Annotated in this window: 8 protein-coding genes; all 8 read right to left on the minus strand. The window is 40.3% G+C overall.

Annotation, left to right across the window (positions count from 1 at the left end; translation table 11 throughout):
• Positions 1-112: 112 nt before the first annotated feature.
• Positions 113-6,967: an Ig-like domain-containing protein gene (locus tag BPR_RS20065; protein WP_013282317.1), complete on the minus strand. Its 6,855-nt coding sequence runs from the start codon at positions 6,965-6,967 to the stop codon at positions 113-115.
• Between the two features lie 271 nt (positions 6,968-7,238).
• Positions 7,239-8,294, minus strand: coding sequence for a LacI family DNA-binding transcriptional regulator (locus BPR_RS14915; protein ID WP_013282318.1), 1,056 nt, complete (start codon positions 8,292-8,294; stop codon positions 7,239-7,241).
• 107 nt (positions 8,295-8,401) lie between these two features.
• A complete protein-coding gene (locus tag BPR_RS14920) occupies positions 8,402-10,195 on the minus strand; it encodes a glycoside hydrolase (RefSeq protein WP_052301838.1) in 1,794 nt (597 codons plus the stop codon).
• A 239-nt stretch (positions 10,196-10,434) separates the two neighbouring features.
• Positions 10,435-11,562, minus strand: coding sequence for an aldo/keto reductase (locus BPR_RS14925; RefSeq protein ID WP_013282320.1), 1,128 nt, complete (start codon positions 11,560-11,562; stop codon positions 10,435-10,437).
• Between the two features lie 180 nt (positions 11,563-11,742).
• The gene (locus BPR_RS14930) at positions 11,743-12,873 is read right to left on the minus strand and encodes an SGNH/GDSL hydrolase family protein (RefSeq protein WP_013282321.1); all 1,131 of its coding nucleotides are present in this window, start codon (positions 12,871-12,873) and stop codon (positions 11,743-11,745) included.
• Between the two features lie 17 nt (positions 12,874-12,890).
• Positions 12,891-13,367 carry a methylglyoxal synthase gene (locus tag BPR_RS14935; protein WP_013282322.1) on the minus strand — a complete coding sequence of 159 codons (477 nt, stop codon included), beginning with the start codon at positions 13,365-13,367 and terminating at the stop codon, positions 12,891-12,893.
• Positions 13,368-13,389: 22 nt separating this feature from the next.
• Positions 13,390-13,932, minus strand: coding sequence for a hypothetical protein (locus BPR_RS14940; protein ID WP_042257209.1), 543 nt, complete (start codon positions 13,930-13,932; stop codon positions 13,390-13,392).
• A 29-nt stretch (positions 13,933-13,961) separates the two neighbouring features.
• The gene (locus BPR_RS14945) at positions 13,962-14,750 is read right to left on the minus strand and encodes an MBL fold metallo-hydrolase (protein ID WP_013282324.1); all 789 of its coding nucleotides are present in this window, start codon (positions 14,748-14,750) and stop codon (positions 13,962-13,964) included.
• Positions 14,751-14,970: the final 220 nt, after the last annotated feature.

The following is a 14,970-nucleotide window of genomic DNA, read 5'->3' on the forward strand; positions in this document are numbered from 1 at the left end:
ACTCTTCTGGCTCTGAGCAAAAAGAAAAAAGAGGATAGTCAGCTTTTATGCCCAACTACCCTCTTTGAAGTTTAGAACTACTTAAAATTATAATTTGAAAATGTCATGAATATTACTTGCCTACACTTATGAGTTTGCCGTTTTCGTCAAATGTGTATTTCTTGAAGTATCTTGTAATTGTCTCAGATACAGCAAGTGTTCCATCATTCTTGGCATAATATGTATCACCATCTACTGTAAACATATAATCCTTGGCAACTCTTCCGTTAGCTTTGCCGTAATACCTCTGTCCCTCATAGGTTGTAAAGCCCTTAACAGCCTTGCAATCAGAACCTAAGATATACTCTGAGAAGTATACTTCAGTCTTAATGTCATGCATGAGCCTTCCATCTGAATCAGGAATATAGTATTCTCCGTCTATTTCCAGAAGTCCGCTCTTTACAATCTTACCATTAGCCTTTGCATAGTACTTATCACCATTGTAATCGAAAAGACCTGTCACAAGCACTCCATCTTCGCCAAGATAATAATCTGAGCCGTATTCTCTGATTATTTCATTACTTGCGATCCTGCCTTCATCAAGAGCTCTGTACTTGTTATCTCCTACAGTAACCCACTTGTTTATAGCCATTACACCAGTATTTTCATCAAAGTATCTGAGAATACCATCAACTTCATGGAATCCTGTAAGCTTCTCACCATCTTCTGTTACAAGATAGTATTTACCATACTTCTTGATAAGTGTACCTTCATCCTCAGGCTCTTTTTCCAGATTGTCCTTGATAACAGCTATAAAGCTAAGTACAGGATCAGGATTTCCTGTCTTGGCAACTCTAACTGTAACCTGAGTATCTTCTGTAAGCTCAAAGCTGACTGTTTCAAGTCTTGCACTGTCACTTGAGCCAAGAGTGAAGTTCTGCCTTGCAAGCTCTTTGCCGGAAGCGTCAGTTACTGTGATCCTTGTAGGTCTGGATGTATTCCACCACTCCTGATATCCTGTAGCTACAGTGTACTGACCTTCCTCAAGTGTAAATACATAGTCGATTGGTTTATTTCCGGCTGCCCAGAATCCATGTCCCCAGATATCTGATCCGGAGTTCTTAAATCCTACATCATATTTCTCTGCATTTTCAGAGCTTCTCACTCCTCTATATCCTGAAACCTTAGTAGTAGCAAAGTCTTCATCTGCTGATGCATTACGGAGCTGTTTCTTAAGAACTGATCTTGCTGATGTAAGATAAGAAGCCTCTTCATCGCCCAGAACATTTCTTGATGCACTGTCGTAGAAATAGATCATCTTCTCAGGGATCATACTTACAGTGATTGCAAAAGATCTGTTGAAATCAGCAAGTGTTCCTGTAATCTCGACATCACCTACAAGTCTGGCTGAATTTGTATTCCATGTAACTGCCTTTGTAACTGTGCTGCCATCTGAAAGAGTAAGCTCAACCTCTGAAGGAAGCTTTTCTTCCAGGTCTTCCTTTGAAAGAGCATACTCAGGAAGCTTTGTGTTGATTTCAAATACGCCCTTGTTCTCAAGCTCATCAAGTGTCCAGTTAGAATAACTTCTAAGAGCAATCTTGTTTCCAGCCAGGAATTCTACAGGAAGCCATACATATCTTGATTCGCTCAGATCACCTGAATTCCATCTGTCTCCCATATAGATGAACTTGCCTGCTGCAGCATCTACAGGAAATACGCAAGTTGACTGTGTTCTATAGGTTGTGTTTGCACCATCATCTGTACAAGGGTTATTTACTGTTGTCCAAGGTCCAAGTGGACTGCTTGCATATGCGTAGCTGGCCGGGTTTGGATCCCATCCTGTACATCCTGATGTGATCATGTAATATGTTCCGTTATACTTGAACATTGCAGGAGCTTCTCTTGATGCACCGGCAAAGTTAAGTGTGAAGTCCTCACCAAGAACTGCATGCTTCTGATCTTTGGCAAGATATGTATACTCATCGTTGAGCTTGGCAATATACATATTTGTATTGCCGTCTGAAGAATACATAACATAAGCTGTTCCGTCATCATCCTTGAAGACGTTCATATCTCTTACAGAACCCCATGCTGATTCATCGCTATCCCACTGATGATCTGCTGTCTCTGAGTAGTTGAGCTTATATGCTCCAAGGAACTTAAATGGTCCAAACGGTGAATCTGAAATAGCAACTCCGGCTTTAGCCTTACCATAATTAGAGCCTGTAGGATTGCTCTTTGTATTGCCATCGCAGTGCCACCACATTACATACTTACCGGTCTTGTCGTTATAGAGGACTTTAGGCCTTTCCATAACTGTTCTGTCAGCTGCGATATTCCAATAAACTTCTTCAAGCTTGTTGTCATACTGTGAATCATCTGCAGCCTGATCCTTGTAATCAGAGTACAGTGACGCAAAATATTTGTCTTCTTCAAAGATTGAAAGATCTGCTTTATAGCCGGCTTCTTTGAATTTGCCATAGTCTTCATCTGCAATAGGTATTGCTCTAAATGGTACGCCTTCATCAGTCCAGTTATAAAGGTCTGTTGAAGTATAAAGATGAACACCTACAACAGGCTGATAGTCATATGTCTTATCTTCACCATACCAGTAATACTTGGTAACTCCATCAATTGTGAACTGCTGGATCTGTCCGCCATGGGCCTGTACAAGGATTCCATTATTATCATAAAGTGGAGCTCCCTCTACACCTGTTATGGATGAATAAGTAACAACAATTGCCAACGCTTTAAATGCCTCTTCAAGATCCTTATAAGCCTTCTTAATAGCAGCAACATCAGTTGATTTAACGTCAATAAGTGCCTGTGCTTTGACTACTGCTTCTTCAAATACAGCAAGGCTCTTTTCTGAATAAACTTTTCCTTCCATTTCCGCTCTGTATTTGTTAATTGCAGAGATCAGTGTTTCGTAAGTATACTCAGGTACTGCTTTAACAATTACATAGCTAAGAAGCGGGTCAACATAAGAACTTGTTCTGTTAGTAGCGTATGCGTACAGATTAAGTGTTCCGTCTGTAACTTCTACATTATATGTTCGCTCAACAAGTGAACCCTGTCCAAGATTAAGACCTGATTCAACGTTTACACCTTCAAGATCATAGCTTATATCTCTTGCACTCCAAGGGCTCTTAACACCGATAGTAACAAGATATTCGTTATTGCTTCTGTCAGGAAGCTCGAAGCTGTAGTACAGTCCACTTACGCCCTTTTCATATGTCCATCCCTTATCTGACATATAAGCATAAGTTCCTGTAAGAGTTCCATCTGATGCACCGCCATTTACTCTTACACCGTAGGAAGGATCTGTGCCATATCCCCACTTAAGCCCTGTTCCTGCATCAACTGCATCTTCCTGATCAGTTACTGACTGATATAGACCAAGCTTATATCCTTCAGGAACCTGAGTTGTTTCTTTACTTGCAACATCTACAAGATAGAGTACATAGTCATTTGCAGCTATTTCTTCCTCTGAGAATACGTTTCCATCTGTTTCTACAAATTCAGAAATCTCTTTTGCCAAAAGATCTACATCTTCCTGTGTTGTAGCTGCTCTGAGCATCAGTCTCTGTGCTCTTTCAAAAAGAGAATGAAGACGAGCTGACTTGGACTCTGAATAGTCAGATGTATCCATGACCTGAGCCTTTGCAAGAACGCTCTTTAATTCATCCAGATTCAAATTCTTCTGAATTCTGATAAATGAAAGAACAGGATCAGGACCACCGTTTTTCCTTACAGAGAAAGTTACATTTCCTGCTTCCTCCTGGCTATAGCTGTAAACAGGTGTATTCCAGTTGTTATTACCGTTCTTGGTATTTGTATTACCTATGAGTGTTTCGCCACCATCAGTCACCGCATAAATTGACATAGGTCGTGACTGATTCCACCACTCCTTAAATCCAAAGGTAAGTGTGTAATTGCCAGCTTCAAGAGGAACTGTATAATCAATGCTCTGATTAGAATATGCATACCAGCCATATGCCCATGGGTCATCGTCCGAATTATTGTATGCACCGTAATCTGCAAGTCTTCCCCAGGTTCCATCGTACTTCTGATCAGAAACCTCGTTGAAGAGATCTGCATAGGAGTCCATTGTTCTGTAGGAAGTATGACCTACTTCGTTGTCGTTACAATCAATGTACCATGCCATGTTAGGATCAACGTACTTGATAGCATATGTTACTTCATATCCGTATCCATCAAGTGTTCCTGTAACCTCACTAGCTGTGGCAAGGTCTACATTTTCAAGATCCCATGTAACTTTTGCATTGATTGTATTATTCTTACTGGTCTTAACGCTTACTGTCTCCGGAAGAACAGGAAGTGTTCCCTTCGCCGCGTAGATATTCTTATCATCTACTGCTACCACTGACTCTGCGCTGCTATCATACACAACACCCTCAACAATATAAGTTGTGATTGAATTAGCCTTAAGAGTTGCAGTCACATTCTTGGTAGCCTTATCTACTACGATATCATCTGAAGCAGTAACGTCTGCCCAGTTCTCGCCATCTGCTCTTGATCCGCTTGTACGGATTGCAGTTACTTTGGAGCCAATCTCAGAGAAATCCTGAAGATTGAATTTCCATGTCTGGTCGTTTTCTGCAGTATTAACTGCTACAATAACAACTTTACCTTCCTTTGGATCGTAAGCTGCTACTGTAGAATCACTTGATCCGATTATTGCATAACCTGGTCTTATATATCTTGAGAACTGTCCAAATGCGTAATACTTTTTGCTAAGAAGAAGCTCTTGGGTATCATGATCTGCTATTGCGATTCCCCAGAAGCCATCTCCGTTTGAAAGAGTTCTCTCAACAGACTCTCTGGTTGCTGTATCAAATTCATTATTTGAATCGATGTGGACATCTACTGCATCCCACATGATCCATGCTGATGGCATCATGCCATTTACATCTGTGATTATTCTCTGCGCGAAGCCAAGACCGGCTCTCATTTCTCCAGCATTTGTGCCTGCTGTAAATGTTCCGTCTACCTCACTCATCCAGAGGTTCTTGCCAGCAGACTCAGAAAGCGCCTTGAGTCCGGCTCTGTTTGAACCTGAGTATGTGTGAGCATCGATTCTGTCTACTACTTCTTTTGCATCATCTGTTAATGCGTTAAAAGAGGTTATTGCAGTATCGATACTTGTCTCATCAGAAGCAGAGATGAGAATATCAATGCCTTTTTTCTCAAGCTCTTTATTAAGCTCAACAAGAATTCTGGACTGAGACTCTCCTATGTCGAAGTGGCAGCCTTCCTGCTTGTTGTTAAATGCTGACCAGTAATTTGTGTAAGGCTCGTTCATAGGAGTTGTGCTCTGGAAGTTTATTACTCCTTCATCTGCCCAGTGCTCAATAACATCAGCCATATAGCATGCAAATGCAGTATAGGAATCTTCTCTTAAATTATCAACGTTTGGATCTACGCCGCCTGATGAGCAGCCAGATACTGTCATGAAATATGGAGGTGAATTTGAAAATGCCTCGCCGATAAACTCATCTCCGGCTGCCTGTGCTGCTGCAATGAGAACGTTCATCTGGTTTCTGTCAGCATCCCAGTCATAGTTCCATGCATATCCGCAGTCAAAATCAGCTCTAACAAAGTTTGTCTCATAATACTCAGCATCATGCTTCTCAAGATTGATCTTGGTTACATCTGTTGCATAGCCGGGAACGATAGAGTCTGATCTCTTTATGTGAGCTCCGTGAAGGAAATCACTGCTCTCAGGAAGCACGCCTTCCTCACCTGACTTAATAACTGCCATCTTAACAAAATCAAGACACCAGTCACCATCTGCTCCGCCGATATCAATCTTGTTAACTCCGGCCTTAAGCTCAACATCGCTAAAAGTAACAACGTAGAGCATGTTGTTATTTCCGGAAGCTACAAGGTTCTTATTAACTTCTGATGAAGGAACTGTGTAAACCTTGGACTCTCCGTTAGTGACTGCAAGAAGCTTATCTGTAGCACTTTCTTTATCTGTTACAGGATTTACTGAGTCTTCACTTGCAGCTTCATCTGTTGTCTCTTCCTTTGTTTCTTCTTCAGAAATATCTTCAGAACTTGCAGTAGATGCTCTATCTGATGAATCTTCTGATACTTCATCTTTTTCCTTTGAAGCCTCTGTTACCGCTTCATCTGCAGCCTTCTCTTCTGCTGATGTAGCCTCACTTGCTGCTTCATCTTTCTTACTATCACCCTCAAGATCATCGCCTGATACGACAACTTCCCCTTCTGTTCCAGCCTCTTTGTTTTCATGGCTATATGTTGTCATATCCTCTGAAGTAACCTTTATACTAACGCCTCTTTTGTTTGTTCCTGATAAAGTGAACAACATTTTGATAGTATAAGTTCCATCTTCTTCTGAATTGATCAAATAGTGGAGATTATCTCCTGATCCAATCTCGCCATCAAGATTATTGATCCATCCAATTGCGTTAAAAGAGCCTACTTTCTGGCCAGAAGTAAGTCCAAAATCAGCATCTGACTTGGAATAGCTTGCATCTGCCAAACTGGTATTTGTTGAAACACTCATTTTAGAACCGCTGTAACTAAGGTTCTCAGATGATGTGTCATAAAAATAAGCCTTCTCATTAACAGGTACTTCAGGTGATTCCCCAACATTATCACCGCCACCTACATTGTATCTGCCGATTGTCATACCAAGGCCTTCTTCTTTATCGAAGAAAGCAGTTGCCGACTGTTTTGTAAGCTCATCACTGTAGCCTACACGGTTAGCCCACCAACAAAGACTTGTACCAAATCCCTGGAATTCTCCAAATCCATCGCCATCAGTATCGTTAAATACTGAGGCTATTGCCGGTGACAGCTTAACAGTTCTGTCAACTTTGCCCTCTGCAGCCTGTGTGGTCACAGTGGCGGCACTTCCTGATGTAAAGGCTGTTGTAAACGCAGTCGTCACACCAAGTACTGAAGCTAGTACTCTCCTCCAATTCCTTTGCATTCTTTTTCCCCTTTCAACTTTTTCATACCGAGTTGCCTTGTGACGAAATAAGTTAGTGATAATTTATAAATTATCGCTAACTCTTCCACTTAAAATTCTAAGATTAATTGTAATATAATACTATATTGCATTTTTACTAAAATTTTACTTCAAATATTTTGCACATTTTTAGCAAGTTTATTTCACATCTTTTCGTGTTTTTCCACAAAAATAAGCACCCATCATTTTGATGGATGCCTATAAGTCTTCGCATGTTCATTTTTCCGCTATATTACTGCTTTTTTCTGATACTTCCCCTCTCTTTGAGAGTAGTTGGTATTAGTGTTGTAAATGGAATATTGACATACCCGTTGATCAGCTTGGTAAGAGCTTCGACCGCTGCCCTTGCCATTTCGTCCATATAAATATGGATTCCTGTTATCGGTGGCTGCATATAGGAGGCAAGAACTGTGTCGTTATATCCAAGAACACTTATATCTTCAGGAACTCTTAAGCCTGAATTCTGAACTGCCTTGATTGCTCCAAGAGCTGTTGCTTCATTGTAGGTAAAAAGAGCTGTCACTTTCTCTTCATCAGGTCTAAGATTATTATCTCCTATAATGAATTTTGTGATATTTTCTGTGGCATTTCTCGCTGTTCCTGTGACATCTATGGTCTCAGGATGCACTTTGTTACCGTATTCTCTGGTAATTGCCTTAAATATTCGGCGTCTGTCTTCAGGTGCTGTAACAGCCTTGGAATCCCTTGAATTCTCCGGTCCGACAAAAGCTATGTTCACATGTCCCTGCCTTACAAGATAATCTACTCCCTGTCTTACGCCTGTTTCATAGTTTGTCTTAATGCTACAGTATTTCTGCTCATCCGGAGAAGAATCTACGAAAACTATTTTCTCAGTTCTTTTCCTCATGGCTGATATTCTGTCTTCTGAGAACTGCCCTATGGCTATTATTCCATCAACGGGCCTTCCCATGTTCCTGTATTCAGAAAGCCCTTCATCATACTGCATTGGAACCGCTTCTATTTCTTCTTCCATGCATACTTTTTCAACATTGTTTTTAAGATACATGTAATAAGCATCTTCTATCTGCTCACCTACACTGAGCATTTCTACAATTCCAACGCTTGAAAGCTTATGAAGACCCCTTTTTTTGGCTGCTTCATCTCTTTTCCTCTCAGTCTTGGTCTTGTAATTAAGTCGCCCAGCTGTCTCAATAATAAGTTCTCTTGTGGATTCAGGTACATTTAATGTGTCATCCTCATTAAGAACTCTTGAAACCGTCGCTATAGAAAAGCCGCTTTCCGCCGCAATTTCTTTAAGTGTTGCCATATTCCCCCTTCGCATTCCTTAACGCTACCAATATGATATACGAATATTCAGAAACTGCTAATTTCTCATATTTGTTTAGTCATGACTTTATTCGGTATCCTATATTATTACCTGATAATAAATGTAGTAACAGAACTTCCCTTGATAAAGCTTGTAAATGTATTGCCGTTTTGTGTAATTCCACATGAATCCGTTACATCTGCCCAGTTCTCATCGCCACTTGTCCTGATTGCTGTGATGTTTCCTGTTCCGGTTTCAAACTTAGACAGATCAAATTCCCATTTAAGATCATCTGAATTTGTATTAAGTGCTACTATAACAATACTCTTATCTTCCTTGTTAACTGCTGCTACTGTATTATCCGATGAACCAACAAGGGTATATCCAGGGCGGATATATCTTGAGAACTGTCCAAGAGCATAGTATTTTTTGCTAAGAAGGAGCTCCTGTTTATCGTGATCTCCAATTGCAATTCCCCAAAAAGGAGTGCCCTCCTCAATTATCTTGTCTGCTTCTGCTCTTGTGCAGGTATCATATTTATTATTTGAATCTACATGTAGGTCTACTGCGTCCCACATTATCCATGCGCTTGGCATAAGGCCGTTTAAGTCTGTCATGATAGCTTCTGTAAAACCAAGAGCTGCGCTCATTTTGGTAGCTTTTTTACCAATAGAATAGGTTCCGTCAACTTCGCTCATCCACAGATTAACACCTGCTTCCTGAGCAATTGTCCTTAGCATATTTCTCTGTGTTCCCTGATAAGTATGGGTATCTATTCTGCTCACTACTTCTCTGGCTTCTGCAGAAAGGTTCTTATAAGACATGATAGCCGCTTCAATACTGGTTTCGTCAGATGCGCAGATTATTATGTTTATACCCTTATTCTGAAGCTCTTTATTAAGCTCAACAAGTATCCTTGACTGCGACTCTCCCTGAGAAAAGTGGCATCCTTCCTGCTTCTCGCTTTCATATTTCCAGTAGCTTGATGCGGGCTCATTCATAGGATCAACGCTCTGGAAATTTATCACTCCCTCTTTTGCCCAGTGCTCTATTACATCTGCCATATAGCAGGCAAACGCTGTATAGGAGTCCTCTCTGAGATTATCAACTGAAGGGTCTTCTCCGCCTGATGTGCATCCTGAAACTGTCATGAAATATGGGGGCGAATTAGAAAAGGCTTCTGCAATAAATTCATCTCCCGCAGCCTTTGCTGCAGCCATCAGGATATTCATCTGATTCTTGTCTGCATTCCAGTCATAGTTCCATGCAAATCCGCAGTCGAAGTCAGCTCTTGCAAAATTGGTCTCGTAATACTCTTTGGTATTCTCGGACAAATCTATTTTCGTAACATCTGTAGCATAGCCCGGAACTACTGAGTCTGATCTTCTGATGTGATCCTTGTGAATAAAGGGGTTTTCCTCCTTCATCGAAGCTGTGATGTCTTCTGTTGTTACGTTATCTCCGCCGCCAACATTGTATCGGCCTATTGTCATACCAAGTCCTGTTTCCTTGTTAAAAAAGGCCTCGGCTGAATCCTGAGTAAGCTTCTCACTGTATCCGCATCTGTTAGCCCACCAGCAAAGGCTTGTTCCAAAACCCTGAAATTCTCCATATCCATCACCATTAGTATCGTTAAATGTCTGAATATTACTGGTATCAAGCTTGATTGTCCTTGAAATCTCCATATTTGCTATTGTCTCCTCAATATCATTATCTGCTTTATTCTCGGTGCTGTCAGATGAATCGATTTCATTACTTGTTTTATCAATAAATTCGGTATCTGATCTTTCCTGCACCGCTTCATTAGTATTGTCATGCTCTGCACTCGCACTTCCGCACCCAACAAGCTGACTTCCTGCTAATATCCCTGCAAGTATCCCGGCAGATAGTTTTCTTCTCATCGTGTTTTTCCCCATAATTTTTACACTCATGAATAAATAGGCCTCTTTATTTCCTTTAATTGATGATTTGCTCTATGATTATCATTTTTGTCATTCTACAAATCATGATAATATATCTGCTTATATATTATAATTCATTTTTTTACTAAATTTTTACTCATATTTATGTTTAATATAAATAGCGGCACTACTGCTTCATTTACAATAGTGCCGCCTTTTGACATTTCTATTAAATTAGATTACTCCAGCTCTTTAGCCACTTCCTTGAGAAGGTTTCTGATTTCGAGATGCTGAGGACAAACTGCCTCACAGCCGCCACACTCTATGCAGGCGCTGGCTGGTGAGTTCTCGCCAGAAGCAAGCTGCTCTCTGTAATATCTCTTCTGATTCCAGTCATTGAATATCTTGTAAGTATTAAGACATCCGAACATCTCAGGAATCTTGATATTCATAGGACAGTGATTCTGCTCAACGCAGTAGTGACAGGATGTACAAGGAATCATGTCCTTGCCCTTGTAGATTGCTGTAACCTTGGCAATCGCAGCCAGCTCTTTATCTGAAAGAGGCTGGAAGTCCTTCATGAAGGAAACGTTGTCCTTCATCTGAGCCATGTCACTCATACCAGAAAGAACAATTCTGATACCCTCCTGATTAGCTGCAAATCTGATGGCATAGCTTGCATTTGAAAGGCCTGTGCCCATCTCATCGAATACCTTCTGAGCTTCCTCAGGGAGCTTAACAAGGCTTCCGCCCTTAACTGGCTCCATAACAATCATAGGCTTATTATGCTTACGGCAAACCTCGTAGCACTTACGGCTCTGAACAGCTGGATCCTCGTAGTCCACATAGTTGAACTGAATCTGCACGATTTCAACATCAGGATAAGTTGTAAGAATCTTATCAAGAACCTCAGGACTGTCATGGAAAGACAGACCTACGTGCTTAATCTTACCCTCTTTTTTCAGCTCAAATGCTGTCTCGTACGCTCTGCACTCTTTGTACTGCTCGAAATTTCTTGCATTCTGAGCATGCATAAGATAAAAGTCAAAGTACTCCACACCACAGAACTCAAGCTGACTCTGGAAAAATGGTCTGATGTCCTCTTCCTTGTGGAAGTAGGAATCTGATAATTTGTTAGTTAAAAGAAATTTCTCTCTTGGATATCTGTCTGAAATAGCTACTTTAATAGCCTTCTCTGACTTGCCATCAATGTATCCGTGAGCTGTATCAAAGTAGTTGAAACCATTATCAATAAAGTAATCAACCATCTCCTTGAACTGCTCAATATCTACTTCTGACCCGATCATTGGAAGTCTCATACATCCAAAGCCAAAAAAGGTCTTTATTTCTGGAAATGATTTGTCCATCGCTTGCCCTCCGAACAGCGCAAAAATGCAACTGATAAGGAGCCTCATCAGTTGTGCGCAATAATATGTTATTAAACCTACCTATGTGTATTCTAACATGGCCCGTCTCATAAACAAATGGCAATATTTCCGATTATTTTGAGAAAATATTGTTGGTTTTGATACTTACTTTAAAACTAATCATTCAAACCAGCCAAGTTTATTTCTCAAATAATCCACCAGCTCTTTTGCCGCATTCTGATGTGATTTGGGTCCTGGATGCATATGAGATCCGAAGTTTTCCATTGTTGTATTTGGAAGCTGGAAGAATGAAACCTTTTCATCTCCCGCATTTTCCTTATATTTATTTATTCCCTCTGTTATAACAAGATTGAGATCACTGCCTAACATTCCGTAGCTCCATATGATCTGCGCATTTGGATTATGTTTTCTTAACATAGTCAAAAAATCAATTATTGCAGAAACTATTTTGAGCTCATCTTCTCTGTTTCTGGTTCCGTCAGTGTTTGTCCTCATCTTGTAGGTCTTGCCATCGTCAGGATTTAAAAACTCAGGCTGGTTAAAAGAAGTAACGTCATTAGTTCCGAGGTTAACAATAATCGCATCAGGCTGCCAGCTTGCAAAATCATATTCTTCCTGAGCTCCCAGTTCCTCGTTCATTTCACCTTTTGCAAGGCCGCATACTTTCTCATATACAGAAGGAAGATTATGCCTTACATCATTATCCCATCCGCAGAATACTCCCCAGCCTCCCTGAGAAACAAGGTGATAATCTGCGTTAAGTGCCTTGGCTGTCATAGTCGCATAGTTAGCAGAAGCGCTCATATACATTGGGATCCAGTCTACATCATCAAATGCTCCGTAGCTGCCTTCTCCTGATGTTATGCTGTCTCCGATAAATTCAAGCTTTCTGCTATATACAGGAACATTTTGAAATTCTCCATCATGTTTAAATCCTTTGAACAGAAGCTTAACCTTGGGATCGTCATTCATTGCCTGAAGCTCTCTATATAATCTGACTCTCTTAGGCGTTGTCTTTTCCATGCTCCTAAACAGGCACAGGCTGTGCTCCCCCGGAAGTAGCATCTGTCTTGCTATAAACGCGCCATTTATCTCAAGTGCAACCCACATTTCATTGACATCAGAATCTGTTTCCAGATCAATCCAAAGTTCAGATCCTGTAACAACAACCTCTACTCCGCCTCCATTGAAAAAGACAGGCAGAGGCTGACGCTTTTTACCTGTTCTTCCAAGGATATTGATCTTATCTGAAGAGATATTACTTATCTCTGTGTATTGTAAAACACTCATATTGTCCTCCCGCATAATTACTTATTAGGCAGTGTTTCTGCTCTGTGCTCAATATTTTGCTGGAAGTTAATAACATCGTGATTGTATTCCTCTTCCATAAGTGATGAATTTATCAGAAAATCTGCAGTTGCTTTGTTGTTGGCAAATGGAATATCGTAAACCTGCGCAATTCTCATAAGAGCTTTTACGTCAGGGTCATGAGGTGCCGCTGTAAGAGGATCTGAAAAGAATATTACAAAATCGATCTTACCTTCTACAATCTTGGCACCAATCTGCTGATCTCCGCCAAGTGGTCCTGAATTATAACCTCTGACAGGAAGGTCTGTTGCATCTGCTATCATTCTGGCTGTTGTTCCTGTTCCGCACAAAAAGTGCCTTTTTAAGATTTCTGAATTATCCTTGCACCATTTGATCAGCTCAGCCTTTTTTCCATCATGAGCTATAAGCGCAATATTTTTCTTTTTGGGAATTGTAAGTGTTATTTTTTCTTCCATATTTTCTCTTTCCTTGCTATTTTTATTTGTTTTTACCGGTTTCTCTTTTATCAAGTAGAAATCCTATGATTGCACCTGATAATACTCCAATAATTGTCCCCATAAAGAGATTTGATACTGTAAGTCCCAGAATAAATCCCGCAATCAGGCCGATGAAAACATATAATCCGGTCCATGAAGTCTTTTGCTTTTTCATGGAGTAATAGTCGTTTCCATCTTTAAACTGTCTAAATACGTAACCGGCTTTTTCCAGTCCCTTTACTCTATGGTCATTTTCATGCCTGCACTGCGTTGAGATTTCTCTGATATCATCAGACTGAAAAACAAAGCGCGCCATTGAATAAAAGAGCTCCTGTACATATTTACTCTTTTCATACTCCTTCTCAAGTTCAACTTCCATCTGAACTTCGCCATTTAAAATGCCGTTTTCAAAGTGGATACTGCCGACTCTTGCCTTGTCACCATCGTTAAGTGTTACGCTCCACTCCTCTTCTAAAACATTTTTCACATTGCCAGGTGCAATAATGAAGTGCTTAGTCTTCAGCGGAAAAAAATTTTCTGCCATTTTCCCCATTCCTTCCTAAAAATATAATTCTAGATATTTCCTTCAATGTACACGATAACATGATCATCCTGCTGATATTGTCTGCCTTCTACAACCTTGAACGGATGCTGTTTGCAGACTCCGCCAAACCACTCATAGGGCATATCATTTTCTGTCTTACCATCAACTATTTCCTGAATACCATTCCTCACACAGCGCATCAGAGAAATGTCATCAAAATCTCTTGCGTGTCCGTGAAGAATATAATCTGCCTCTTTTTCCAAAAACAGAACATCGTCAATTGCCTTGACACATTCTCTATAAGTCATTGCATGTGGAACCTGCAGCCACAGATGATGATTGATTGCATCTCCTGTAAAAAGAATCCTATCCTCTTTTAGAAGCAGTATTATTCCTCCGGGAGTATGGCCCGGAAGATCGTAAACTTCAAGCGTTTTCCCGCCAAGGTCTACAACGTCGCCTCCCTTTATTTCTTTAAAAGGAGGGAAAGTCAATCCTCTTTCATTACATTCTTCTATAAACTCAGGATCTTCGATGAATTCTTTTGTCATCGGAATATCTTTTGGATTAATATATGCCTCGTCAAAAAAGATATTTCCGTAAATATGGTCCGGATGGCCATGAGTATTTATAACTATGACAGGTTTGTCAGTTATTTCTTCTATTACCTTTTTATAATCGTGAAAAGCCAGCATTGTATCTATAAGACAGGCTTTCTTTTCCCCAATGACAAGAAAACCTGTACACTCATGATTCTCGTCCAAAAGATACAGATATGGTCTTAATTTCTTTACTATCAGTTTTTTGCCCTCATCCATAAGTTCACCCTCCTAGAATCCATAGTAATAGATTAGAGCCCTGACATCTACCTAATTGTTGCGGGTATTTATTTATATTACAAAGAACCGCATCCATTCGCTTGCCGGTCTTGTACAACAAAAATGGGTCAGCTCTTTTTGATAAGCCGACCCTGATTATTATTTGAAAAATATTGCGAGTATTACAAACCACTAACAGACTTCATATATTGAATTCTAT

The sequence above is a fragment of the Butyrivibrio proteoclasticus B316 genome, from assembly GCF_000145035.1.
Classification (GTDB): Bacteria; Bacillota; Clostridia; order Lachnospirales; family Lachnospiraceae; genus Butyrivibrio; species Butyrivibrio proteoclasticus.